This window comes from Janthinobacterium agaricidamnosum NBRC 102515 = DSM 9628, from assembly GCF_000723165.1.
GTDB classification, from domain to species: domain Bacteria; phylum Pseudomonadota; class Gammaproteobacteria; order Burkholderiales; family Burkholderiaceae_D; genus Janthinobacterium; species Janthinobacterium agaricidamnosum.
Map to the genome: position 1 here is coordinate 2,617,589 of NZ_HG322949.1, position 25,678 is coordinate 2,643,266.

The window sequence follows — 25,678 nt, forward strand, 5'->3', positions numbered from 1 at the left end:
CATGCAATCATGGTTTGCGATCAAACCAGCACGCCCATGGCGCTGAGCTGCATGCTCGATTGCTGCACCATCTTCTTGATCATTTCTCCCGTCGCATTTTCAGTGGCGCGCAAATCTTGCGTGGCGCTCACTTCCAACAAGGTTTTGCTGATCAGCTTGCGCACCGCCGGATAGCTGGTCGCGACATCGTTGCTCAGCAACTGGTCGAGTACCTGCCGGAACCGTTTTCTTTCCTGCGTGGCGGCGGCCGTGCTGAGCGCCATTTCGGCGCCGGTGACTTCTTGCTGCATGCGTTCCTGCAACTGACTGGCCAGCGCCCTGTCGCCGCCGGCGATGAATTTTTCGACTTGCCTGGTTTGCCGCTGGTACAGGTCCAGCAGCAGGTGGGCGTAAGCGCCGTCCGGCCGTGGTGCGGTATCGAGTTCATCGAGCACCGCCATCAGCCAGTTCACCATGCGCCGTCCCGCTTCGCCGTATTCGTTCCAGCCGACGGTCTGGATTTGCCGGCCCAGATAGCGCGACCGGTCGATCGCGCGGCGACTGCCGCTCATCATATTGTCGATCGGGCCGTAAGCCGGCGCCAGTTCGGCTTCGCGCTGCTCCGCGACGCTGCACAGCAGCGCCAGGTGCACGTAGACGTGGAAGGCGGCGATGGCGCGGTGCGCATCCCAGTGATTCGATTGGCTGGCGTCCGGCGCGTTCCACAGCGAACAGATGCGCGCCGCATCGTCGCGCTGGTAGCCGGGCGTCAGCAGCGTATGGCCATGGCGGAAGTCGTACAGTTTCTGGTGCAGCGATTCATGCAGCAAATGTTCCGCCACCCACCACGGATTGCCGATCAGGTCGCGGCTGAGGAACAGGGTGCCGTTCAGGCGGTATTGCGAACTGGATGCTTTTTCAACCCACGCGCCGATCTTCGGAAACAGCGCGATCAATTGCACGTGGCGCAGTGCGCTGCGGCTGGCCAGCGGCAGCAATTGCTGCAAGAGTTGCCAGCCGCGCTGCAGCATCGCGATTTCCTGCGGCGTCGGCGTGCACAGCGGCGAGCCATAATTGTCTTGCATCAGGTAACGGAAAGCGCGGCCGGCGACGTCGTCGGCGTGCTCTTCATGCCACAGGTGGCTGTCGTGCAGCCGCAGGCGGGGCTGCAATCCCGTCAGCAGCACGCCTTCGTCACGGCCCGCCTCGACATTGTGCACGGCTTGCTGCAATACTGCGGCGCAATGTTCCAACGGCAAGCCATACGCTTCGCCCGTCGTGGTCTGGCGTTGCGCATGCTGGATGGCGCAACGCAGCACGGTATCCCCTATATTGCCGAGTTGTACCTGCTGTGTCGCGCCATTCAGGGCGTTCAGCAATTGTCCCGCCACCGGCATGGCCGGCGACAGCGTGTGCAGGCGGCGTCGATAACAGGTCGCTTGGCGTTGTCGGATGTAGTCGCTGTTGCCGAACGCAGCATGGCTGCTCAGCGCCAGCTCCAGCGTGTCCAGCAGTTCCGGGGCGGGAAATTGCATCATTGCCTGCCGCCAGCACCTAGGCGCGCGTCGGATGGTCGTGGTCGTGATGACCTTCGGCCAGCGCGCTCAACTCCATTTCATCGACCTGGGTCTGGATAGTGTTCAGGTCATCGTCGCTGACGTTATCGAGCAGCTTGCTAAGCACCATTTGCAGCTTGGCTTTGCTGTGGTTTCCCTGGGCTTGTGCATGTTGAATGTCGCTCATGTCATCCTCCTGTAAATTTGATTGGAGGGCAGCCATGCCGGGTTGGTTTGCCGGAAGGGGCTCGGGTTTGATGAAAATCAAAGGAATTGCCATCAAAAATGCCATGCACAGCCATTTCTTGTTTGGGCTGGAGCGCCAGGATGGCTTATACTAAGAATCGGTTCAAGCCTTGCCGCTTGTTCCTGGTTGAATCGAGGACTGTCGAATGGGGGAGAGTGCGGCGGGGCGCCACTGTGGCCGTCCCGTAAACGTTCGCCACATCCGTAAGTCCTTTGTTATAATGCCACGCTTTACCGAATTATGCTCAGCCCTGCGACTTTTCCTCGTAGCCGGGTTGAACGGTCGGAGCCCTGTTGCGGTGTTGTGGGCGGAGGATGGTTGGGAAGCTGATTTAGGAAACCCTGGCGACGGGGGAGTCAGAACCATAAACCTCGGTTTGTCAGCGCGTTACAGATGAATATGCGAGCGCGGGTGGAGTACGGATGGCCTGATGCCGGAAGGCAGGGACGCCCGGATTTTCCTTGCTCGCACCAACAGTATCTTATTTTTTTGGACGATTTTTTACATGGCAACTGCAGTCGAAACCCTGGGCAAACTCGAACGTCGTATCACCATCTCCTTCCCGCTGACCGACGTCCGCACGGAAGTCGAGAAGCGCCTGAAAGTGCAAGCCCGTACGGCTAAGGCGCCGGGCTTCCGTCCGGGCAAGGTTCCTTTAAAAATGGTCGCAGCACAATACGGTTATCAAATCGAAACCGAAGTGTTGAATGACAAAGTCGGTCGTGCATTCAATGACGCCGCCAACGAAAACAATCTGCGCGTTGCCGGTTTCCCGAACATCGTGCCGAAAGAAGAAGCCGCCGAAGGCGTGCTGGCGTTCGACGCCACGTTCGAAGTTTATCCGGAAGTCGTGATCGGCGACCTGACCACCGTTGACATCGAAACCGTCAAGGCGGAAGTGTCGGAAGCTGAAATCGACAAGACCATCGACATCCTGCGCAAACAGCGCGTGCATTTCCACACCAAGGGCGAAGCTGGCGAACACGGCGACGGCGGCGCGGCGATTGCCGCCAACGGCGACCGCGTGACCGTCGATTTCGTCGGCGCTATCGACGGCGTTGAATTCCCGGGCGGCAAAGCTGACGGTTACGCATTCGTATTGGGCGAAGGCCGCATGCTGCCTGAGTTCGAAGCAGCCACCGTCGGCCTGAAAGTCGGCGAAGCGAAAACCTTCCCGCTGGCATTCCCGGAGGACTACCATGGCAAAGACGTGGCCGGCAAGACCGCCTCGTTCACCATCACGCTGCAAAAGCTGGAATGGGCGCACCTGCCGGAAGTCGATGCGGAATTCGCCAAATCGCTGGGCGTTGCCGATGGCGACCTGGCCAAAATGCGCGAAGACATCAAAGTCAACCTGGAACGTGAAGTTGCCGGCCGCGTCAAAGCCCGCAACAAGGAAAGCGTGATGGACGCGCTGGTCAAGGTTGCTGAACTGGACGTGCCAAAAGCCCTGGTCGCACAAGACTCCGAGCGCCTGGCTGAAATGACCCGCCAGGACATGGCGCAGCGCGGCATGAACGTCAAGGACGTGCCTTTCCCAGCTGAACTGTTCGCTGAAAAAGCCGAGCGCCGCGTGCGCCTGGGCCTGATCCTGTCGCAACTGGTGGGCGACAACAACCTGCAAGCCACGCCTGAGCAAGTCAAGGCGCAGGTGGAAGACTTCGCGCAAAGCTACGAAGACCCGCGCGAAGTGCTGAAGTACTACTACAGCGACCGTCGTCGCCTGGGTGAAGTCGAAGCCCTTGTATTAGAAGAAAACGTCGTCACTTACGTGCTGGGCCTGTCGAAAGTAACGTCGAAAGCGGTCGCCTTCGACGAATTGATGGGAAGCAACGCACAACAAGCGTAAACCAGTTCGCACTCCAGGATGATGGTGCCGGCCAACCGCGCGGCAGGCTGGTATCATCATCCGCAGACTGCTTCACAAGGAAATAACATGACAGGTATGAACCGTAATCCGGCACTCGACGCAGAAATGCTAGGCCTGGTGCCGATGGTGGTAGAGCAGAGCGGCCGCGGCGAGCGCTCCTACGATATTTATTCGCGCCTGCTGAAAGAGCGCCTGATTTTCATGGTCGGTCCGGTCAACGACCAGATGGCCAACCTGGTGGTGGCGCAATTGCTGTTCCTGGAAAGCGAAAATCCGGACAAGGATATCTCGCTGTACATCAACTCGCCGGGTGGTTCGGTATCGGCCGGCATGGCGATCTACGACACCATGCAATTCATCAAGCCGGATGTGTCGACGCTGTGCACCGGCATGGCCGCCTCGATGGGCGCGTTCCTGCTGGCGGCTGGCGCGAAAGGCAAGCGTTTTTCGCTGCCGAACTCGCGCATCATGATTCATCAGCCGTCGGGCGGCTCGCAAGGCATGGCGTCCGATATCGAAATCCAGGCGCGCGAAATTCTGTACCTTCGCACCCGCTTGAACGGCATCATGGCGGAACGCACCGGCCAGACGATCGAACAGATCGCCAAGGATACCGACCGCGACCGCTTCATGTCCGCCGACGAGGCCGCAGAGTATGGCTTGATCGACAAAGTGTTGACCAGCCGCGCTTGATGCACCCCTACCGGTATTGCTAAAAAAACGCCCGGGCGCTTTAACACGTTCGGGCGTTTCGCTTTTATTTCAGGTAGCATGGTGCACACGCATGCTATTTTGCTTTGTGCCATGATTTGATATGCTGTATGTTTGCAATGTATCAGACCGGCTCAGTGTGAGCGATTTTGCAATATTGTTAATGCAGTTCCAACCAAAATGCCTTATGTCAGACAAAAAATCCTCTAGCGGCGAAAAATTACTGTATTGCTCGTTCTGCGGCAAAAGCCAGCACGAGGTGAAAAAACTCATCGCCGGCCCGTCCGTCTTCATTTGCGACGAGTGCATCGACTTGTGCAACGACATCATCCGCGATGAAACGTCGAGCATCGAATCGGTGGCCGGCAGCGCCAAGTCCGATTTGCCGACGCCGCAAGAAATTGCCGAGTTGCTGGACCAGTACGTCATCGGCCAGCAAACCGCCAAGCGCATCCTGTCGGTGGCGGTGTACAACCACTACAAGCGCTTGAAGCACCTGGGCAAGAAAGACGACATCGAACTGGCGAAAAGCAATATCTTGCTGGTCGGTCCTACCGGTTCCGGTAAAACCTTGCTGGCGCAAACCCTGGCGCGCATGCTCAACGTGCCATTCGTGATCGCCGATGCGACCACGCTGACCGAAGCCGGTTATGTCGGTGAAGACGTCGAGAACATCATCCAGAAGCTGCTGCAGAGTTGCAACTACGATGTTGAAAAGGCCCAGCGCGGCATCGTCTACATCGATGAAATCGACAAGATTTCGCGCAAGTCCGACAATCCGTCGATCACCCGCGACGTCTCGGGCGAGGGCGTGCAGCAAGCCTTGCTGAAATTGATCGAAGGCACGATGGCGTCGGTACCGCCACAAGGCGGACGCAAGCATCCTAACCAGGACTTCGTGCAGATCGACACCACCAACATCATGTTCATTTGCGGCGGCGCGTTCGACGGCCTGGCCAAGGTGATTGCTAACCGTTCCGAAAAGAGCGGCATCGGTTTCTCGGCCAGCGTCAAGAGCAAGTCCGAGCGTTCGGCCAGCGAAGTATTGCTGGAAGCCGAGCCGGAGGATTTGATCAAGTTCGGCCTGATTCCGGAACTGGTCGGCCGTCTGCCGGTGGTTGCGACCTTGGCCGAACTGACCGAGGAAGCGCTGATCCAGATCTTGATCGAACCGAAAAACGCGCTGATCAAGCAATATTCGAAATTGCTGGAAATGGAAGGCGCCGAGCTGGAAATCCGTCCGGCCGCCTTGCACGCGATTGCCAAGAAAGCGCTGGCGCGCAAGACCGGCGCGCGCGGCCTGCGCTCGATCCTGGAACACGCCTTGCTGGATGTAATGTATGAATTGCCGAACGAAACCAATGTCACCAAGGTTGTCGTCGATGAAAATACCATTACCAGCGGCGCCAAACCTTTGTTGATTTACCAAGAAACTGCAAAAGCATCTGGCGAAAATTAAATACTGTCTGCAACAAAACCGTAAAAAGGGTTTTGCAAGCTTAATGCCAGGCAGTACAATTTAAGTCAATAATAGATTGCAGGCTTCACTCGAAAAGCCACTCGCGGCAAGCTGTCGCGCGTGGCTTTTTTATTTAAGATCTTGCTGATTTATTAGAGTCAGGCGGGTGTGTTTTGTGCAAATAACAAAATAGTGTTATTTCTCAGAATTATTTATTCTCGCGGGTCTTGTGTTTTGGCAGCGAGCGCCAACATCGTAAACACGCTTTCTATAAGGTACGCCATGACAACCTCCAAATTAACTGAGCAAACTCAACTGCCGTTATTGCCGTTGCGGGACGTTGTAGTTTTCCCGCATATGGTGATACCGCTGTTCGTTGGCCGCCCTAAATCGATCAAGGCGCTTGAAGCTGCGATGGAACAAGGCAAGAGCATCATGCTGGCCGCGCAAAAAGCCGCCGCCAAGGATGAGCCTTCCGCCTCCGATATCTATGAAATCGGCTGCGTCGCCAATATTTTGCAAATGCTGAAGCTGCCGGACGGCACCGTCAAGGTGCTGGTCGAAGGCGCGCAGCGGGCCCGTATCAACCACATCAGCGATGCCCCTACGCATTTCATCGCCGACCTGACGCCGCTCGAATCCGAGCCGGGCGACGAGTCGGAAGTGGAAGCGATGCGCCGCGCGATCGTGCAGCAGTTCGACCAATACGTCAAACTGAATAAAAAGATTCCACCGGAAATCCTGGCTTCCTTGTCCGGCATCGACGACGCCGGCCGCCTGGCCGATACCGTGGCCGCGCACCTGCCGCTCAAACTTGAACAAAAACAAGTCATCCTGGAAATCTTCAGCGTCTCGAAACGCCTGGAGCATTTGCTGGGCCAGCTGGAAGGCGAACTCGACATTCTGCAAGTCGAAAAACGCATCCGCGGCCGGGTCAAGCGCCAGATGGAAAAATCGCAGCGCGAGTATTACCTGAACGAACAAGTCAAGGCGATCCAGAAAGAATTGGGCGAGGGCGAAGATGGCGCCGACCTCGACGAGCTGGAGAAAAAAGTCGTGTCGGCCAAGATGCCGAAGGAAGCGCTCGACAAGGCCACCAACGAGTTGAAAAAACTCAAGCTGATGTCGCCGATGTCGGCCGAAGCGACCGTGGTGCGCAACTATATCGATACGCTGGTCAATTTGCCCTGGAAGAAAAAATCCAAGGTCAATAACGATTTGTCGAATGCCGAAAAAGTGCTGGAAGGCGATCACTACGGTCTCGACAAGGTCAAGGAACGCATCCTGGAATATCTCGCGGTGCAACAGCGCGTCGACAAGCTGAAAGCGCCTATCCTGTGCTTCGTCGGTCCTCCGGGCGTCGGTAAAACGTCGCTGGGGCAATCGATCGCCCGCGCCACCAACCGCAAGTTCGTGCGCATGGCGCTCGGCGGCGTGCGCGACGAAGCCGAGATCCGTGGCCATCGCCGCACCTACATCGGTTCGATGCCGGGCAAGATCCTGCAATCGCTGGCCAAGGTCGGCGTGCGCAATCCCTTGTTCCTGCTCGATGAAGTCGACAAGATGGGCGCGGATTTCCGCGGCGATCCATCGTCGGCACTGCTGGAAGTGCTGGATCCGGAACAGAACCACACCTTCTCCGACCATTACATCGAAGTCGATTTCGACTTGTCGGATGTGATGTTCGTGGCGACCTCGAATTCCTACAACATCCCGCCGGCATTGCTGGACCGGATGGAAGTGATACGCCTGTCGGGTTACACGGAAGACGAAAAGACCAGCATTGCGCAGCGTTATCTGCTGCCTAAGCAAATCAAGAACAATGGCTTGAAGGAAGATGAAATCACGGTGGCCGAATCGGCGCTGCGCGACATCATCCGTTATTACACCCGCGAAGCCGGCGTGCGTTCGCTTGAGCGCGAAGTGTCGAAGATCTGCCGCAAGGTGGTCAAGATGCTGCTGCTCAAGAAGACCGAGAAAAAAGTCACGGTCAACTCGAAGAACCTGGACAAATTCCTCGGCGTGCGGCGCTACGATTTTGGCGTCGCCGAAAAGGAAAACCAGGTGGGCCAGGTGGTTGGGCTGGCGTGGACCGAAGTGGGCGGCGATTTGCTGACCATCGAGGCGGTGACGATGCCGGGCAAGGGTGGCGTGATCCGTACCGGCACCTTGGGCGACGTGATGAAGGAATCGATCGAAGCGGCGCGCACCGTCGTGCGCAGCCGCGCGACACGGCTCGGCATCAAGCCGGACGTGTTTGAAAAGAGCGATATCCACATCCACGTGCCGGAAGGCGCGACGCCGAAAGACGGACCTTCGGCCGGCGCGGCGATGACGGTGGCGCTGGTGTCGGTATTCACCGGGATTCCAGTGCGCGCCGACGTGGCGATGACGGGCGAGATCACCTTGCGCGGCGAAGTGTTGCCGATTGGCGGCTTGAAGGAAAAACTGCTGGCGGCCCATCGCGGCGGCATCAAGACAGTCTTGATTCCAGAGCAAAACGTCAAGGACCTGGCCGACATTCCGGACAACGTCAAGAACAAGCTCGAGATCGTGCCGGTGCGCTGGATCGATAAAGTGCTGGAAATCGCCCTCGAACGCTTGCCTGAGCCGCTGACGGAAGTCGCCGCGGTCGAGGCGGTAACGGCGGCCGCGGCCAAACCTGATGCAGCGGGCGAAGTGGTAAAACATTAAGCTTTTCAGGCTGGCGATACCCCAACAAGCGCTTTTATAGCGCTTGTTGCACATTCAAACGTGAAATGCCGCCCCAAAGCGCTTGACACAATAGAGTGTGGCTTGTTTAATACGCCCTGCACATTTTTTCCGCCGTATGATTGCAGTGTGACTGTACGGTAAACGATTTACACCTTTGTAACGAGGACGCTAGTGAACAAAACTGAATTGATCGACCACATTGCTGAAAAAGCTGACATTTCCAAAGCGGCTGCCGCACGCGCACTCGATGCTGTTATCGGTGGCGTAACGGAAACCCTGAAAAAGAACGACAGCGTGACACTGGTCGGTTTTGGTACCTTCTCGGTAAGCGAGCGTGCAGAGCGCACCGGCCGCAATCCGCGTACCAAAGAGCCGATTACTATCGATGCCGCAAAAGTTCCTAAATTTAAAGCTGGTAAAGCTTTGAAGGATGCTGTAAACTAACGGACTTCGGTGAGGTGACAATCACCGAAAAACATTGAGCGGCATTTAACGGTGCCGCGATTTGACAGAAGTTAATATCGCTGTTTATAATATTAATCTCTGGCATGCAAATGTCGTAGTACTGTGTATTTTTAGGAGCGGTAGTTCAGTTGGTTAGAATGCCGGCCTGTCACGTCGGAGGTCGCGGGTTCGAGTCCCGTCCGCTCCGCCAAAAATACGCTCTTCAGGAGTGGTAGTTCAGTTGGTTAGAATACCGGCCTGTCACGTCGGGGGTCGCGGGTTCGAGTCCCGTCCACTCCGCCAAGAATAAAGATACCCCTGCAAGTTAATCGCTTGCAGGGGTTTTTCTTTTTCTGCGCCATGTTATCGCGCCCCAATCAATATTCATCGGCAAACGCTGTCTGATAATATTTCGCTGTTTTTAATTTATTGGCGGCGTTGTTAATCGCATGCTTGCCGGTATTTATCGAACATTCCTGCTTATTTCTGTTTCAGCCTGCTCGACATTCTCGGTTCCGGCCAGTCTTAATATCGTCCAGTTATTTTTCCGCTATTTTTCGTGCGCCGCTCCGGTTGCCGGCCAGTCGCGTCCTCAGCCGCGCCACACCGTCGTCCGTTACGCCTTGAATTGCACTTGCTATAGCGTGAAGTGCACTGTAGAATCGTGCGATAGTGATTTTTGGCGCGGATTTTCGTTCAGTTCAGCAGCCAAGTCATTGAATTAAAAGGGGAAATGGACTGCGATTCAAGTCCCGTCCACTCCGCCGTGACTAAAAGGCGAACGAAAGTTCGCCTTTTTTTATATGTGCAAGTTAATCCACTCAATCCGAATTGGCTGACCATGTTTGAATTTATTCGTACCCATCGACGCTTGATGCAGTTTTTCCTGATGTTGCTCATCGTTCCGTCATTTGCACTGGTCGGTATCAGCGGCTACAAGAGTTTCGGCGACGACGCCACGACTGTCGCCAAGGTCGCCGACCAGCCGATCACGCAGCAGCAATGGGAAGAGGCGCAGCGCCAGCAGACCGAACGCTACCGTCAAATGCTGGGCGCGCAATTCGATCAAAAAATGTTTGAAACAGCGGAAGCCAAGCAAGCGATCCTGGATAACCTGATCGCCGAGCGCTCGCTGAACGCCGAAGTGGTGCGTGGCCATCTGAGCATCAGCGATGCAGCCTTGCAAAAGAACATTATGGACAACTTGCCGGACCTGGTGCTGCCAGGCGGCAAATTCGATACCGAGAGCTACACCCGTTTGCTGGCTGCGCAAGGCATGCGTCCGACCGACTACCAGGAACGCTTGCGCGCGGGCCTGTTGATGGACCAGTTGACCGGCGCCATCCAACAAAGCGCATTCGCGCCGAAGACCGTTACCACGCACTTGTCGGACATCAACGAGCAGGAACGCGAAGTGCAGGAATTGCTGCTGCCGGCGGCGCAATTCTTGCCGCAAGTTAAAGTCACCGATGAGATGATCAAGGCTTATTACGACAAAAACGGCAAGTTCTTTGAAATTCCAGAACAAGTCAAAGCCGAATACGTCGTGCTCGACGGTGCCAAACTGGCCGATCAAGCGGTCGTCAGCGACGCCGACGTGGCCAGCTACTACGACAAGAACCAAAAACGTTTTACCAGCGCCGAAGCGCGTAAAGTCAGCCATATCTTGATCACGGTCAAGAAAGACGGCAGCGCCGCCGAAAAAGCCGCCGCCAAGGCCAAGGCTGAAGCCGTATTGGCTGAAGTCCGCAAGGCGCCGGCCGAATTTGCCGCGATCGCCAAGAAAGAATCGCAAGATCCTGCCTCCGCCGAACTGGGTGGCGACCTGGGCCTGGTGGAAGGCGATGCGCTGCCAAAAGCATTGGAAGCGACCGCGCTGAAATTGAAGCAAGGCGAGATCAGCGACCTGGTGACGTCCGATTTCGGCTACCACATCCTGACCGTCACGTCGCTGAAAGCGGCTAGCGTGCGTCCACTGGATGAAGTCAAGGGCGAAATCGTTGCCGACCTGAAGAAACAGCAAGCTGCGAAGAAATATTCGGATGCCGCCGGTGTCTTCACCGACACGGTGTACGATCAATCGGACAGCCTGAAACCGGTCGCCGACAAGTTGAAACTGGAGATCCAGACCGTCGACAGCCTGCCGCGCATTCCATCGGCGGCGACCGCCAGCAGCGTGGTCGGCAATGCCAAGTTCTTGAAAGCGATTTTCTCGAACGATGCATTGAAAAACAAGCGTAATACCGAAGCGGTGGAAGTGGCGCCTAACGTGCTGGTGGCTGGCCGCGTGGTCGAATTCAAGCCTGCGTCGAAACGTCCGCTGGCCGAAGTCGAGCCGCTGATCCGTCAGCAAGTGACCCAGGAAGAAACGTTCAAGCTGGCCAGGAAAGAAGGCGAAGCGAAGATCGCCGCATTGAAGGCATCGGGCGACGCGACCGGTTTCAGCGCCGCTCAACTGGTATCGCGCAGCAAGGCCGGCAGCATCAACCGCGCCGCGCTGATGCAAGTGATGAAAGCCGATGTCGCCAAGTTGCCAGCCTATGTCGGCGTGGATGTGCCGGGCAGCGGTTATGGCGTATATCGCATCGGCAAAGTGCAGCAGCCGGCACAAGCGGATGCGGCGCGCCGTCAATCGGAAAAAGAACAGATCACCAACGTCCTGGCACAGCAGGAAATGTTTGACTACGTTGAAGTGCTGAAGGTGAAGGCCAAGGCGAAAGTCTTGAAGCCTGCCGTGGCCGTCAATACGGAAACCCATCCTGACGACGTGAAGTAAATTCTTTCAAAGCCGCTTTCGAGCGGCTTTTTTATTGCATGAAATTGTACAAGCTCCCCCGCCCGTTGCATCTCTTGCCGTCTATCGGCAAGTGGCTGTTGCTGTCCTGCGCGATCGCCTTGCTGGCCGGCGCCGCGTCGGCGTTTTTCCTGTTTGCGCTGGCCTGGGCCACCGACACGCGCGCGGCGCATCGCTGGCTGGTCTGGCTGCTGCCGGTGGCGGGTTTTGCCGTGGGCTGGTGTTATCTGCGTTTCGGTCGCGAGGTCGAGGCCGGTAATAATCTGTTGATCGATGAAATCCACGATCCGCGGAAAACCATTCCCTTGCGCATGGTTCCGCTGGTATTGAGCGGCACGGTCATCTCGCATCTGTTCGGCGCGTCGGTCGGCCGTGAAGGCACCGCGGTGCAAATGGGCGGCGCGCTGGCCGACCAGCTGACCCGGCTATTAAAATTGGATAATCAGGACCGGCGAATTATCTTGATGGCCGGCATCAGCGCCGGGTTCGCATCGGTATTCGGCACGCCGCTGGCCGGCGCCGTGTTCGGCCTGGAGGTGCTGGCCATCGGCCGCTTGCGCCACGACGCCTTGTTGCCATGCCTGGTCGCGGCGATTGTCGCCGACCAGGTCGGCTTGTGGCTGGGCGTGCGGCATGTGCATTATGCGATCCCGCTGGTGCCTGGACTGTCCTGGTCGACCTTTAGCGCCACGCTGATCGCCGGCGCGCTGTTCGGCCTGACCGGTTTGCTGTTCGCGGCAAGCACCCATGGCCTGGGCGGCTGGATCAAACGGCGGATTAGCTATGCGCCGCTGCGCCCCTTGCTGGGCGGTGTCGTGATTGCCGTGGCGGCCAGCCTGTTCGGCGCCGAACGCTACCTGGGGCTGGGCTTGCCGACCATCGTCGCGGCGTTCCAGCAGCCTTTGCCTTGGTATGATTTCCTCGGCAAGCTGGTATTGACCGTGCTGTCGCTGGGCAGCGGTTTCAAGGGCGGCGAGGTGACGCCGCTGTTTTATATCGGCGCCACGCTGGGCAATGCATTGGCGCCGCTGCTGCACATGCCGATACCGTTGCTGGCCGGCCTGGGGTTTGTCGCGGTATTCGCCGGCGCCGCCAACACGCCGATCGCGTCGACGTTGATGGCGATCGAATTATTCGGCGCGCAAGTGGCGCCGTATGCGGCGCTGGCCTGTGCGGTCAGCTATCTGTTTTCCGGGCAGGCCGGTATTTATCGGGCCCAGCGCAGCGGCGACGCCAAATTCAAATAAACGTCAAGCAAGCATCAGGCGCAGTTCAGGCGCAATGCGGCCGCGCTGAATGCCGCTGCGGAAATATCGTCCAGCAGCAGTGATTCGGCATGGCTGTATTGCAGGAAGTTACGGTCGATCGACTTGGCGTACGCCGGGTCGTAATGCTGGACCAGCAATTCCTCGACCAGTGGCGCCATCTGTCCGGCTTGCGCCATCGCTTGCCAGCGGCCGATCTTGTCGCGGCCATACAGGCTGAGCAGGCAATCCAGCTGCGCATTCAGCACTGCCGGATGCTGCGTGAAGTGGGCGTAATCTTCCATCAGCAAGCGCACCCGCTGTTCGCGCGGCAACTCCAGCGCGATGCAGCTTGACGCGCGCATGTGTTCCATCAGCGCATCGGGTATCCGCAGCGCGCCGATCTTCCTGCTTTCCGCTTCGACAAACACCGGCCGTGCCGTATCGAAACCGCGCAGCCGCTGCCAGATCGCGCTTTCAAATGCTTTTTGCGACGGTTGCGGCTGGCTCGGCAAGTTGCCCAGCACCGAGCCGCGATGGGCCGCCAATTGTTCCAGGTCCAGCACTTGCGCACCGCTGGCCGCCAGCGTTTCCAATAAACGGCTCTTGCCGCTGCCGGTGCTGCCGCAAATCACCTTGAAGTGCGCTTGCGGCGGCAGCGCCAGCGCCTGGTTGACGTGGTTGCGGTAAGCCTTGTAACCGCCTTCCAGCTGGACCACCGGCCAGCCTATCCTGGCCAGGATATGCACCATTGCGCCGCTGCGGTTGCCGCCGCGCCAGCAATACACCAGCGGCCGCCATTCGCGCGGCTGGCCGCGCCACAAGGTGTCGATGTAATGGCCGATATTCTTGGCGATCATCGCCGCGCCGACTTTCTTGGCATCGAAGGCGCTGACCTGTTTGTACAAGGTGCCGACTTCGATGCGTTGGACGTCGTCCAGCACCGGGCAATTGATCGCGCCGGGCACATGGTCGAGCGCAAATTCGGACGGGCTGCGGGCGTCGATGATGGTATCGAAACTGCCCAGCTGGGGCAGCACCTGGTCGAAACCCAGTATTTCAGGATATTTCATGTGGTCTTATTTTGCGCGTAACAACGGTAGTATTTTCGGCCAGATATTGCCGAGGATGATAGGGTGGGCTTCGGCCAGCGGATGCAGGCGGTCGGCCTGGAACAGTTGCGGCTGGTCGGCCACGCCTTCGAACATGAACGGCACCAGCGACGCCTTGAATTCCGTGGCGATGCCGGGGTAGAGCGCGAAAAACTTGTCGCCGTAAGCGCGCCCGTAATTCGGCGGCATGCGCATGCCGATCAGCAGCAGCCTGGCGCCGGCCGCGGTGGCTTGCTGGCTCATATTGCGCAGATTGGCTTCGGCGGCGGCCACCGGCAAGCCGCGCAAGCCGTCGTTGGCGCCCAGTTCGATGACCACGATGGCCGGCTGGTATTTGGCCAGCAAGGCCGGCAGGCGCGAGCGGCCGCCGCTGGTGGTTTCGCCGCTGATGCTGGCGTTGACGACGGTGGCGGCGATCTTCTGCGCCTTCAGGCGCTGTTCCATCAAGGCGACCCAGCCGCTACCGCGCACCAGGCCATATTCGGCGGACAAGCTATCGCCAAGCACCAGTACGGTTTTTGGTGCAGAATAGGCGCTCGTCGCGGTGGACATCAACAGCAGCCCGGCCATTGCTAATAACGACAGCACGCGCCGACGCCGTACAGGCTGGCCGGGCCCGCGCATTTGCTCACGAATTTCTTTAAGATGGATCAGCATGCCAGAATTCCCAAAAGCGACTTCCACAAATTTTCTCCCCAATGAAGCAGCGGCCAGCCGCGACGGACCGCCAGCGGTCCGGCATGGACAGCCGGCGATCGCGGTGATCGGCCTGGCCAAGCGCGTACCCGACGCGGGCGGCGAGCTGACGATCTTGCACCAGGTGGATTTTACCGTGCAACGGGCTGAGACGCTTGCCATCGTCGGCGCGTCCGGCTCCGGCAAGTCAACCTTGCTGGGCTTGCTGGCCGGCCTGGATACGCCATCGGACGGCAAGGTGATCCTCGACGGCAGCGACATTTTCGCGCTCGATGAAGATGGCCGGGCCGGCTTGCGCAAGGAAAAACTGGGGTTTGTGTTCCAGTCGTTCCAGTTGCTGGCGCATTTGACGGCGCTGGAAAACGTCATGCTGCCGCTGGAATTGCGCGGCGATGGCCAGGCCCGCGACAAGGCGGAAGCAATGCTGAAGCGGGTCAGCCTGGGCAGCCGCCTTGGCCATTATCCGAAATACCTGTCCGGCGGCGAGCAGCAGCGGGTGGCGCTGGCGCGCGCCTTCGTCACCGAACCGCCGCTGCTGTTCGCCGACGAACCGACCGGCAGCCTCGATGCGGCCACCGGCGAAGCGGTGATCCAGCTGATGTTCGAATTGAACCGCGAGCGCGGTTCGACGCTGGTACTGGTGACGCACGATACGTCGATCGCGGCCCGCTGCGGCCGCACCATCACGATTGCCGCCGGCCGGCTGGTTTAACTCGCCAGGCGATTGAATGCCGTCCTGATGGCCGGCACCAGTTCGCCGGCCGTCAAGCCGATCGGTCCGGCGCCGCCGGCCACCAGGTCGTCGGCCGCCTTGCCATGCAGCCACACGGCGCCCAGCGCCGCTTCCCAGGCCGGCCAGCCCTGCGCCAATAAACTGCCGCACAAGCCGGCCAGCACGTCGCCGGTGCCGGCGGTGGCCAGCGCCGGATTGCCGGTCGTGTTGATGACTGCATGCCCATCGGGCCGGGCGATCACCGTGCCCGATCCTTTCAGTACCACGATCACATCGAGTTGTTCGGCCAGTTGGCGCGCCGCCTTCAAGCGGTCGGCCTGCACTTCGGCGATACCGATGCCGAGCAGGCGCGCCGCCTCCAGCGGATGCGGCGTCAGCAGCGTGCTTTTGCCGCGCAAGGCCAGCGCGGTCTGCAATTCCGGTTCGCCGGCGACCAGGTTCAGCGCGTCGGCGTCGAGCAGCAGCGGGCTGCCGCTGCCGATCGCGGCCAGTATCAATTCATGCGCGCGGTGGCTGGTGCCGAGGCCCGGCCCGGCCACCAGCGCCGCCGAATTGAAGTCGAAGCCGTCGGCCAAGCGGCACATCAATTCCGGATGCGCGCTGTCGTAGGCCGGGGCCTGGTCGGGGAAGGCGATGTAGACCCGCCCGGCGCCGGTCAGCAGCGCGCTGCGCGCAGACAGGATGGGCGCGCCGGTCATGCCGTGCGCGCCGCCGATCACCGCCACATTGCCGTAGCTGCCCTTGTGCGAATTCTGGCGCCGCGTTTTGACATGGCGCGCGAAGTGGCGCGGATCGTTCAGGTGCATGCTGGCGGCTTCAAAATGCCGGGCCTCGATGTCGAGCCGGGCCACCCGCACGATGCCGGCGTAGTCGCGGCCATCGTTGGTGTGCAGGCCGGGCTTGTCGCCGATGAAGGTGATGGTGTGGCTGGCGCGCACGGCGATGCCGTCCGCGCCGTTGATCGGGCCGTTGATCGAGCCGGTGTCGGCATCCAGCCCGGTCGGCACGTCCAGCGCCAGTATCGGACAATCGAGCCGGTTGACTTGTTCGACCGCGTGGCGCAATTCGCCGCTCAAGGCGCGTGTCGCGCCGATGCCGAGCAAGCCGTCGATGACCAGCGTCCAGCCGCCGATCGCGTAGGCCGCGTCGAAGGTGGCGACGAATTGGGCGGCGCTGTCTTGCGCGCGTTCCAGCGCATGTTTGCGTTCATCGGACGTGACGCCGTTCGACAAGGCCAGCCACACCACGACTTGCACCCCGGCGTGCGCCAGGTGGGCGGCGATTTCCAGCGCATCGCCGCCATTGTTGCCGGGGCCGGCCAGCACCAGTACCCGGGCATGCGCCAGCGGCGCATGCAGCAGGGCCAGCGCGGCGTCGAAGCCTTCCTTGCCGGCGCGCCGCATCAAGGCGCCCGGCGGCAGCTGTTCGGCGGCGATGTGTTCGACGGCGCGGAGGTCGGCGATGGAGTAGAGCGCATGCATGAGAGAGCCTTGCTGTGGAGGAGGGACTGTTACAACATAAGGCCGATCGCCGCGCGACGCAAGGGGAGCGCGTCCGCTTGATGTAAAGCTGATGTAAAAGCGCATGCAAAAGCCTTCGGGCCGGTCAGCGGGTCGACTACAATGGGCGTCTGTTACAGATGGAGGCGGCGTGCTATGGATTGGCAATTCTGGATCGACCGGGGCGGAACCTTTACCGACATCGTGGCGCGCCGTCCTGATGGCCGGCTGGCCACGCACAAGCTGCTGTCTGAAAATCCCGGCCAGTACCGCGATGCGGCCGTGGCCGGCATCCGCCATTTGATGGGCGCCGCCGCCGGCGAAGCGATCGAAGCCGTCAAGATGGGCACCACCGTCGCCACCAATGCGCTGCTGGAGCGCAAGGGCGAGCCGACGGTGCTGGCCATTACGCGCGGTTTCCGCGACGCCTTGCGGATCGCCTACCAGAACCGACCGCGCCTGTTCGAGCGCCATATCGTGCTGCCGGAGTTGCTGTACCGCCGCGTCATCGAAATCGACGAACGCATCGGCGCCCATGGCGACGTGGTGCAGCCGCTGGACCAGGACGCGGCCCGCAGCGCGCTGCAAGCGGCCTATGACGATGGCTTGCGCTCGCTGGCGGTCGTTTTCATGCACGGCTACCGCTATCACGGGCATGAGGCCTTGGTGGCGGACATTGCGCGCGCCATCGGCTACACCCAGATTTCGGTGTCGCACCAGGTCAGCCCGATGATGAAACTGGTGGCGCGCGGCGACACCACCGTGGTCGACGCCTATCTGTCGCCGATCCTGCGTCGTTATGTCGACCAGCTGGCGCCGGAGCTGCCGGGCGTGCGCCTGCAATTCATGCAATCGAACGGCGGCCTGACCGATGCGCGTGCGTTCCAGGGCAAGGACAGCATCCTGTCGGGACCGGCCGGCGGCATCGTCGGCATGGTCCGGGCCAGCCAGCTGGCCGGTTTCGACAAGGTGATCGGCTTCGACATGGGCGGCACCTCGACCGACGTGTCGCACTTTTCGGGCGAATTCGAGCGCGTGTTCGAGACGCAAATCGCCGGCGTGCGCATGCGCGCGCCGATGATGAGCATCCACACCGTGGCGGCCGGCGGCGGTTCGCTGCTGCATTTCGACGGCGCGCGCTACCGGGTCGGCCCGGACAGCGCCGGCGCCAATCCGGGACCGGCCAGCTACCGGCGCGGCGGCCCGCTGGCGGTCACCGACTGCAATCTCATGCTGGGCAAGATCCAGCCCGCCCACTTCCCGAAACTGTTCGGCCCCGACGCCAGCCAGGCGCTCGACCTCGATACGGTGCGCGCGCAGTTCACCGCGCTGGCGGCGCGGATAGGCGGCGTCGCTGCCATCGCGCCGGAACAGGTGGCCGAGGGATTTATTGACATCGCGGTCGGCAATATGGCGAACGCGATCAAGCAGATTTCGGTGCAGCGCGGCCATGACGTGACCGACTACACGCTGACCAGCTTTGGCGGCGCCGGCGGCCAGCATGCCTGCCTGGTGGCCGATGCGCTGGGCATGAAGACAGTCTTCATCCACACGCTGGCCGGCGTGATGTCGGCTTACGGCATGGGGCTGGCCGACCAGAGCGCCATGCGCGAAGCGGCGGTCGAGGAAAAATTAGGCGGCGCTCAGGGATTGGCGGCGCGGCTGGATCAACTGGGCCAGTTGGCCACGGCCGATTTGCTGGCCCAGGGCGTGCCGCAGCCGCGCATCAGCCTGATCCGCAGGGTGCACCTGCGCTACGAAGGCACCGACAGCGCGCTGATCGTGCTGTTCGATAGCGACGCCGGCATGCGCACCCAGTTTGAAGCGGCCTATAAAAAACGCTTTTCCTTCCTGATGCCGGCCCGCGCGCTGATTGTCGAAGCGCTGTCGGTCGAGGCCTTGGGCAAGTCCGACGCGCCGCAGGAAACCGCGCCGGACTTGCCGCCGCGCGAGGGCGGCCTGGCCGCACTCAGCACGGTGCCGGTATATTTCGCCGGCCGCTGGCGCAACAGCGGCTTGTACCAGCGCGAATCGCTGCGGCCAGGCGACCGTATCAACGGGCCGGCCATCATCGCCGAAGCAAATGCCACCACCGTGATCGAGCCGGGCTGGCAAGCACAGGTCACGCCGCATCATCATCTGGTCTTGACGCGGGTCGAAGCGCTGCCGCAACGGCGGGCGATCGGCACCGACGCCGATCCGGTGATGCTGGAAATCTTCAACAACCTGTTCATGTCGATCGCCGAACAAATGGGCCTGCGGCTGCAAAACACGGCGCACTCGGTGAATATCAAGGAGCGCCTGGATTTCAGCTGCGCCATTTTCGACGCCAGCGGCAATTTGATCGCCAACGCGCCGCATATGCCGGTGCATCTCGGTTCGATGGGCGTCAGCATCCAGACCGTGATGACGAAAAATGCCGGCCGGATGCGGCCGGGCGACGTCTACATGCTGAACGACCCGTACCACGGCGGCACCCATTTGCCGGACGTGACGGTGATTTCGCCGGTGTTCGACGAGGCCGGCAGCACGATTTTATTCTACGTCGGCTCGCGCGGCCACCACGCCGACATCGGCGGCACCACGCCCGGTTCGATGCCGCCCGATTCGACCAGCATCGTCGAAGAGGGGGTGTTGATCAATAACTTCAAGCTGGTCGACGGCGCGGCCGGCGGCCATTTGCGCGATGCCGAAACCCGGGCCTTGCTGGCCGGCGCCGCCTGGCCGGCGCGCAATCCCGACCAGAACATGGCCGACTTGCGCGCGCAAGTCGCCGCCAACCAGAAAGGTGCCGATGAATTGCGCAAGATGGTGGCGCACTTCGGCCTGGACGTGGTGCAAGCCTATATGGGCCATGTGCAAGACCATGCCGAAGAAGCGGTGCGCCGCGTGATCGGCGCGCTGAAGGACGGCGCCTACACGGTGCTGCTCGATAACGGCGCGCAGATCCAGGTGGCGATCCGGGTCGATACGGCAAACCGCAGCGCGGAAATCGATTTTACGGGTACCTCCGATCAATTGCCGAACAACTTCAATGCGCCATCGGCGGTCTGCATGGCGGCGGTGCTGTACGTGTTCCGCACGCTGGTCGACGACGACATTCCGCTCAACGCCGGCTGTCTGAAACCGCTGAAAGTGATCATCCCGCCCGGATCGATGTTGAATCCGGTGTATCCGGCGTCTGTCGTATCGGGCAATGTCGAAACCTCGACCTGCATCACCAATGCCTTGTACGGTGCGCTGGGTCTGATGGCGGCCGGGCAGGGCACGATGAATAATTTCACCTTCGGCAACGAGCGTTACCAGTATTATGAAACGATTTCCGGCGGTTCCGGCGCCGGGCCGGGTTTCGACGGCACCGACGTGGTGCAAACCAATATGACCAATTCGCGGCTGACCGATCCCGAGATACTGGAGTTTCGCTTCCCGGTACGGCTGGACAGTTACGACATCCGCGCCGGCTCGGGTGGCGCGGGGCGCTGGCCGGGCGGCAATGGCGGTGTGCGCAAGGTGCGTTTCCTGGAGGCGATGACGGCGGCGATCCTGTCGAACAACCGCATCCATGCGCCGTTCGGCATGGCCGGCGGTCAGCCGGGCGCGCTGGGCCGCAATAGCGTGCAGCGCGCCGACGGCGGCATCGAGCAGCTGGCGCATATCGGCAAGACCGACATGCGGCCGGGCGATGTCTTCATCATCGAAACGCCGGGCGGCGGCGGTTATGGCGCGGCCGGCCCGGACGATCCGGCAAGCTTGGCAAAGCCCATGCTGAATTTGCACGATTAACAATAAAAATATCTCTTGAAGTGATGTCTATGACGATGAATCGATTTGCTCAATACTTTCCGGCTTTGATAGACGGACTGCGTTCCACCGCTCCCGCGCCGATGCGTTCGGCACAAGCTGTGGCCTGGGTCAGGGCCAGGCGTGGCCGTGATATACCGGAGAGGGATTTGACGGACCAGGTCGCGAACGGTCAGCTGTCCGTCTTTGAAAATGATATCCATTGGGCTCTTTTCTACCTGGCAAAGACGGGTCTGGTCGCCAGGCCGAAGCGAGGGCTGTGGCAATTGACGGCGACAGGCCAGGACAAGAAACTGACAGCGGATACGGTTTATTCTTTGTATGAACGGGCCCGCAAGAATGGCCGGCAAGGCTCGCTGGTCGATGAAGGCGCATTGCCGGCCCCCGATGACGATGACGATGGGGACGACAAATCGTACTGGTTTGTCGGCGCCGTCTGGGATGGCAAGGATCAATTGTCGCGTTTTCTGCAATACGGGATCTGGGAAAACGGCTACGACGAGAAGTTTTCCGATCTGGTCAGGCGCATCAAAGCGGGCGACCGCATCGCGATCAAATCAGGTTTTGTTCAAAAACATCAGTTGCCGTTTGATGTAGGCGGACAATCCGCCGCCGCGATGCGCATCAAGGCGACCGGGATTGTGATTGAAAATAACAATGACGGAAAATCGGTGAAGGTCGCATGGGACCCGGTCGCGCAGCCGCGCGACTGGTACTTTTATACGTACAGGACCACGATAGTCGAGACCGACGTTAACGATGCGCATGGCTCGCGCCTGATTGACTTCGCCTTCCGCCGCATGCCCCAGGACTATCAGTGGTTTCTCGCGCGGCCTTACTGGGTCAAGAAATATGGCGCCCAGCCATTGGCGCCAGTTGACGATCCGGGCGCCGATGTTGCCGGTACCTTGATGGATGTACTGGATGGCGACGAGGAAATCTTTGAAGATTCGCCTTATACCGTGGACGACATCATCGCCGAAGGCTGTTTCCTGGCCAGTGAAAAACTGAACGAAATGCTTGATGGGTGGCGGCGCAAGAAAAACATCATCCTGCAAGGTCCGCCCGGCACCGGTAAAACCTGGCTGGCAAAACGCCTGGGCTTTGCGCTGGCCGGATCCAAGGACAGGGAAACCGAGCGTTCCAGGTTGCGCGTGGTGCATTTTCATCCATCGCTGGCCTATGAGGATTTCGTGCGCGGCTGGCGTCCGGCCGGCGATGGCCGGCTGGCGCTGGTCGACGGCGTGCTGATGCAGGCGATCGAGGCCGCCAGCAGTGAGCCGGACCGGCCGTTTGTGCTGGTGATTGAAGAAATCAACCGCGGCAACCCTGCGCAAATCTTCGGTGAGATGCTGACGCTGCTGGAAAGCAGCAAGCGCCGTCCGGCCGAAGCCATCGAGCTGACTTACCGCGATCCGGAAAATCCCGGCGAACGGGTTCATGTTCCTGACAATCTTTTCATCATCGGCACCATGAACGTGGCCGACCGCTCGCTGGCGATTGTGGACCTGGCATTGCGGCGCCGTTTTGCGTTTTTTACTCTGCAACCGATGCTGGGCGAGGCCTGGAGCGTCTGGTGCGCCGCGCGTGGCCTGGACCAGACGATCAGTGTCCAGATCCAGTCGCGGATGCATACCCTGAATGCGGAGATCTCGGCGGCGCTGGCGCTGGGCCCGCAATTTCAAATCGGCCACTCGTATGTGACGCCTGACATGGATGAAACCGTGCGCAATGGCTGGGCCTGGTTTCGGGCCAGGGTCGAGGCCGAAATCGGACCGCTGCTGGATGAATACTGGTACGACCAGCCAGACATTGCCGAGGCCGCCAAGCGCAAACTTTTACAACAGCCGGCCTGATGCAGCCGGCCTCCGTGACGCTTCACGCTGCCGATGCGGCTGATGATGCCGCTTATATAGGACGTATTCCAGTAAGGAATCTTTGGCTGTTGATGCTGTATGCATCGGAACTGACCCGGACTGACGGCGTCTTCAAGGCGATTCTCGATGATGAGTTCAATCAGATACCGGACCTGATAGCACGCCTGCTGGCCGATGCCGTCGAACTTCGGCTGCGCCGCGATTTCAGCCGCGGTTATCGCCAGCGCGCCATGCCGTTGAGCCGGGTCAGGGGACGCATCGATGTACTGGTCACCGAGGCGCGGCAATTACTGTCGAAAGGCGAAGTGTTTTGCCATTTTCAAGAGCTGACCATCGATACGCCAAGGAATCGGCTGGTGCGCGCCGCGCTGGAGTCGGTCGCCCATCTCGTGTCGAATAAACCGCTGGCCCACCGGTGCCGCACGTTGGCGGCAGGGCTGGCCCGGCTCGGCGTCGATCGAACGCGCCCTTCGCGCGCCGAGATGGCGAGCGACCAGATCGGCCGCAACGAGGCGGGAGATGCGTCGATGGTTGCCCTGGCGCGGCTCTGTTTTGATCTTGCGCTGCCGACCGAACAGGCCGGTGCAACATCGCTGCCGTCGCCGGTCCGCGAGGAAGCGTGGGTGCGGCGCTTATTTGAAAAAGCGGTGCTGGGTTTTGCGCGCGTGGAATTGGCTCCGCTGGGCTGGCGCATCAAGGGCGGCACGCCGCTGGGCTGGCAAGCGTCATCCAGTTCCGACGCCATGTCGAAATTATTGCCTGGCATGGTGACCGACGTGATCCTGGACCCGCCGGATGGCGGGCGGCGCATCATTATCGATACAAAATTTGCTTCCCTCCTCGGGACTGGGCGTTTTGGCAATGCGACGCTGAAAAGCGGCTATCTCTATCAAATGTACGCTTACCTGCGTTCCCAGGAGGGATTGGGGCCGCAGTGGGACACGGCGGATGGCTTATTCCTGCATCCATCGATCGATATCGCGATGCATGAGCATGTATCGATCCAGCGGCACCGGATCGGTTTTGCCACGCTGGATCTGGCGGCGTCCGCGTCCGCGATCCGCAATGAGCTGCGCGGCATCCTGCTGTGTTCCAGCCGGCCGGCCTGAACAAGTACCCGGGCTGACAACGCCTGACAAAACCGTAGCGAGCGGATCGGAGGCCGTAAATCACCACGCGCAGCAGGTTTTGCCAGGCGTTCTAACTCGCGATACCGTATTTGTGCTGGGTCGCCGCATATTGCTGGCGCAGCGATTCCAGCGTCGGATGTGTCGGGTCGATCTTGCGGATGGTTTGCAACTGGTGCTGGGCCTGTTCCGCCAGCGTCGCTTCCCAGCCCAGCATATTGAGCTGTTTCAGGATCGCCTCGACCGAGGCGAACAGCACCGGCAGGTTGCCAGGCGTCTTGCGCAGCGCCTGGCGCAGCACGAAGACCGCGCCCTTGAGTTCGCCGCTGTCCGACTTGCTGGCCGCGTCGCTCAGCAAGTCTTGCACCTGCTGGCTGATCTGCGCGCCCATGCCTTGCGCCAGGTCGTGGCGGCCGGCTTTTTCAAACACGTCCACCACTTGTTCCATGGTGATATCGCTGTCGCTGTCGTTCATCAGGTTGAGCATGACGTCCGACGCGGCCTGGTCCAGGTCGTTTTTCAGGCAGCTGTTGGCCAGGCCGATTTTCAGCTGGGTCGACAAGCCCTTGCTCGATCCCAGCGCCGTCACCGCGGTATGCAATTCCGCGGCCGCGGCTTCGCCATTGCCGGCCAGTTCATGCAGCATCGCCGACGACACCGCGCGGCACACATCGACGTTGGCGCCGCCGCGCAGCGAGCGTTCCATGTCGCGCACCACGCCGGCCGCTTGCGCCGCGTCGCCTTTCTGGACCAGCGTCCTGACCAGGTTGACGTGGTCTTCCGGATTGCGGAACTCGGAATACTTGGCCTTGCTGACCACTTGCTTGAAGGCCCGCTCGGCGCCGCCGATGTCGCCCGAATCGAACGACACTTCGCCCAGGCGGCGCAGGCGGCGCACCATGTGCGGCGAAATCGCCACCGCGTCTTCGAGGATTTTCTTGGCCAGCAGCGGCTGGCCCATCGCTTCATGGGTTTGCGCCAGCAAGTCGTAGGCGGCCATGAAACGGGGATTCTGTTCGACCAGCTCGCCCAGCGCCTGCTGGGCTTCTTCGTAACGCTGCTGCTCGTGCAGCGTGCGCGCCAGGCCCAGGTGGGCCCAGGCCATCGGCCGGGTCAGCAGCGTTTCCTGGTAAATCGATTCGGCCTCGCTCCATTCGTTCAGCGTCAGGTGCAGCTCGGCGCGCAGCCGGGCGAAATCGGCGGCGTAGCGCGGATGCTTCAGTTCGGCGTCGGCGCAGGCCTTGATCGCGGCGCGCAGATTGCCCTGGCTGATCAATTGAAACGCCGGCAGGAAGATCGCGCGGCGCTCGATGGCGCGGCCGATGCGGCTGCTCAGCACATCGACGGTAAACGGTTTTAATATATAGTCGGCCGGCGTCAGTTCGGCCGCGCTGACCACCTTGCTGTGGATCGCTTCCGAGGTCAGCATGATGAAAATGGTCCACAGCCCGATCAGCTTGTGGTGCCGCAGGTCTTCCAGCAATTGCTGGCCGTCCTGGCCATCCAGGCCGCTGCCCAGGTCGTATTCGCACAGCACGATGTCGAACGGTTTTTTGGCCAGCATGCGGATCGCCGTGCCGGAACTGGCAGCGTATTCGATCTTGGTGATCGCCGACTGGTTCAGCATATTGTGCAGGTTGCCGCGCATGCTGGGATTCGGGTCGATGATCAGGACGGACAGGTCGCTATATTCTTGCATCGTTTCGCTTTCTTACCTTCACGGAAAGATGGGAGTCATTTCTAGTTAGCATACTGCAACAGAAGTAAAAATTGCCAGAAAATGCACCGGTGTGGCAGCGACTGTTGCCAAACCC

At 60.3% G+C, this 25,678-nt stretch carries 17 protein-coding genes and 2 tRNA genes; 13 read left to right on the forward strand and 6 right to left on the reverse strand.

Annotation, left to right across the window (positions count from 1 at the left end; all coding sequences use genetic code 11):
- Positions 1 to 20: 20 nt before the first annotated feature.
- Together GJA_RS11095 and GJA_RS11100 are read right to left on the reverse strand one after the other, a co-directional pair.
- Positions 21 to 1,517, reverse strand: a complete 1,497-nt coding sequence (locus GJA_RS11095) for a hypothetical protein (RefSeq protein WP_038492081.1) — start codon at positions 1,515 to 1,517, stop codon at positions 21 to 23.
- Positions 1,518 to 1,533: 16 nt separating this feature from the next.
- Positions 1,534 to 1,722, reverse strand: coding sequence for a hypothetical protein (locus GJA_RS11100; protein WP_038492084.1), 189 nt, complete (start codon positions 1,720 to 1,722; stop codon positions 1,534 to 1,536).
- A 565-nt stretch (positions 1,723 to 2,287) separates the two neighbouring features.
- Between GJA_RS11100 and tig the strand changes: the two genes are divergently transcribed.
- The 9 genes from tig to GJA_RS11145 all read left to right on the forward strand — a co-directional run bounded on the left by tig (position 2,288) and on the right by GJA_RS11145 (position 13,022).
- Positions 2,288 to 3,631, forward strand: a complete 1,344-nt coding sequence (gene tig / locus GJA_RS11105) for a trigger factor (RefSeq protein ID WP_038499510.1) — start codon at positions 2,288 to 2,290, stop codon at positions 3,629 to 3,631.
- Between the two features lie 96 nt (positions 3,632 to 3,727).
- A complete protein-coding gene (gene clpP / locus GJA_RS11110) occupies positions 3,728 to 4,345 on the forward strand; it encodes an ATP-dependent Clp endopeptidase proteolytic subunit ClpP (protein ID WP_422567931.1) in 618 nt (205 codons plus the stop codon).
- 205 nt (positions 4,346 to 4,550) lie between these two features.
- Positions 4,551 to 5,822 (forward strand): ATP-dependent Clp protease ATP-binding subunit ClpX, encoded by a 1,272-nt coding sequence (clpX, locus tag GJA_RS11115; protein WP_038492091.1) that lies wholly within the window; start codon positions 4,551 to 4,553, stop codon positions 5,820 to 5,822.
- Positions 5,823 to 6,104: 282 nt separating this feature from the next.
- A complete protein-coding gene (lon, locus tag GJA_RS11120; protein ID WP_038492095.1) occupies positions 6,105 to 8,516 on the forward strand; it encodes an endopeptidase La in 2,412 nt (803 codons plus the stop codon).
- A 165-nt stretch (positions 8,517 to 8,681) separates the two neighbouring features.
- Positions 8,682 to 8,981, forward strand: a complete 300-nt coding sequence (locus GJA_RS11125) for an HU family DNA-binding protein (RefSeq protein WP_277914417.1) — start codon at positions 8,682 to 8,684, stop codon at positions 8,979 to 8,981.
- A gap of 134 nt (positions 8,982 to 9,115) precedes the next feature.
- A tRNA-Asp gene (locus tag GJA_RS11130) sits at positions 9,116 to 9,192 on the forward strand.
- Positions 9,193 to 9,207: 15 nt separating this feature from the next.
- Positions 9,208 to 9,284, forward strand: a tRNA-Asp gene (locus tag GJA_RS11135).
- 538 nt (positions 9,285 to 9,822) lie between these two features.
- On the forward strand, positions 9,823 to 11,757 hold the full coding sequence (locus GJA_RS11140; RefSeq protein ID WP_061301594.1) for a SurA N-terminal domain-containing protein: 1,935 nt from the start codon (positions 9,823 to 9,825) through the stop codon (positions 11,755 to 11,757).
- A 38-nt stretch (positions 11,758 to 11,795) separates the two neighbouring features.
- Positions 11,796 to 13,022, forward strand: coding sequence for a voltage-gated chloride channel family protein (locus GJA_RS11145; protein ID WP_038492103.1), 1,227 nt, complete (start codon positions 11,796 to 11,798; stop codon positions 13,020 to 13,022).
- 14 nt (positions 13,023 to 13,036) lie between these two features.
- Here GJA_RS11145 and mnmH read toward each other — a convergent pair whose 3' ends face one another.
- Both mnmH and GJA_RS11155 read right to left on the reverse strand, forming a co-directional pair.
- Entirely contained in the window at positions 13,037 to 14,092 is a 1,056-nt protein-coding gene (gene mnmH / locus GJA_RS11150) for a tRNA 2-selenouridine(34) synthase MnmH (RefSeq protein WP_038492106.1), read from the reverse strand.
- A 6-nt stretch (positions 14,093 to 14,098) separates the two neighbouring features.
- Positions 14,099 to 14,683 (reverse strand): arylesterase, encoded by a 585-nt coding sequence (locus tag GJA_RS11155; RefSeq protein ID WP_242404515.1) that lies wholly within the window; start codon positions 14,681 to 14,683, stop codon positions 14,099 to 14,101.
- A gap of 103 nt (positions 14,684 to 14,786) precedes the next feature.
- On the opposite strand from GJA_RS11155, the gene GJA_RS11160 reads away from it, so the two are divergent.
- A complete protein-coding gene (locus GJA_RS11160; protein WP_081905348.1) occupies positions 14,787 to 15,539 on the forward strand; it encodes an ABC transporter ATP-binding protein in 753 nt (250 codons plus the stop codon).
- On the opposite strand, the gene GJA_RS11165 is transcribed toward GJA_RS11160, so the two are convergent.
- Complete coding sequence (locus GJA_RS11165; protein ID WP_038492113.1) at positions 15,536 to 17,041, reverse strand: NAD(P)H-hydrate dehydratase; 1,506 nt, start codon at positions 17,039 to 17,041, stop codon at positions 15,536 to 15,538. The two genes, GJA_RS11160 and GJA_RS11165, sit on opposite strands and share 4 nt — an antisense overlap.
- 174 nt (positions 17,042 to 17,215) lie before the next feature.
- Between GJA_RS11165 and GJA_RS11170 the strand changes: the two genes are divergently transcribed.
- The 3 genes from GJA_RS11170 to mcrC all read left to right on the forward strand — a co-directional run bounded on the left by GJA_RS11170 (position 17,216) and on the right by mcrC (position 23,846).
- The gene (locus GJA_RS11170; protein ID WP_051780672.1) at positions 17,216 to 20,842 is read left to right on the forward strand and encodes a hydantoinase B/oxoprolinase family protein; all 3,627 of its coding nucleotides are present in this window, start codon (positions 17,216 to 17,218) and stop codon (positions 20,840 to 20,842) included.
- Between the two features lie 101 nt (positions 20,843 to 20,943).
- Positions 20,944 to 22,716, forward strand: a complete 1,773-nt coding sequence (locus tag GJA_RS11175) for an AAA family ATPase (protein ID WP_038492116.1) — start codon at positions 20,944 to 20,946, stop codon at positions 22,714 to 22,716.
- Complete coding sequence (gene mcrC / locus GJA_RS11180) at positions 22,716 to 23,846, forward strand: 5-methylcytosine-specific restriction endonuclease system specificity protein McrC (RefSeq protein WP_038492119.1); 1,131 nt, start codon at positions 22,716 to 22,718, stop codon at positions 23,844 to 23,846. Before GJA_RS11175 ends, mcrC begins: the two co-directional genes overlap by 1 nt.
- Positions 23,847 to 23,937: 91 nt before the next feature.
- Here mcrC and GJA_RS11185 read toward each other — a convergent pair whose 3' ends face one another.
- The gene (locus GJA_RS11185; RefSeq protein ID WP_038492122.1) at positions 23,938 to 25,563 is read right to left on the reverse strand and encodes a response regulator; all 1,626 of its coding nucleotides are present in this window, start codon (positions 25,561 to 25,563) and stop codon (positions 23,938 to 23,940) included.
- Between the last annotated feature and the right edge of the window lie 115 nt (positions 25,564 to 25,678).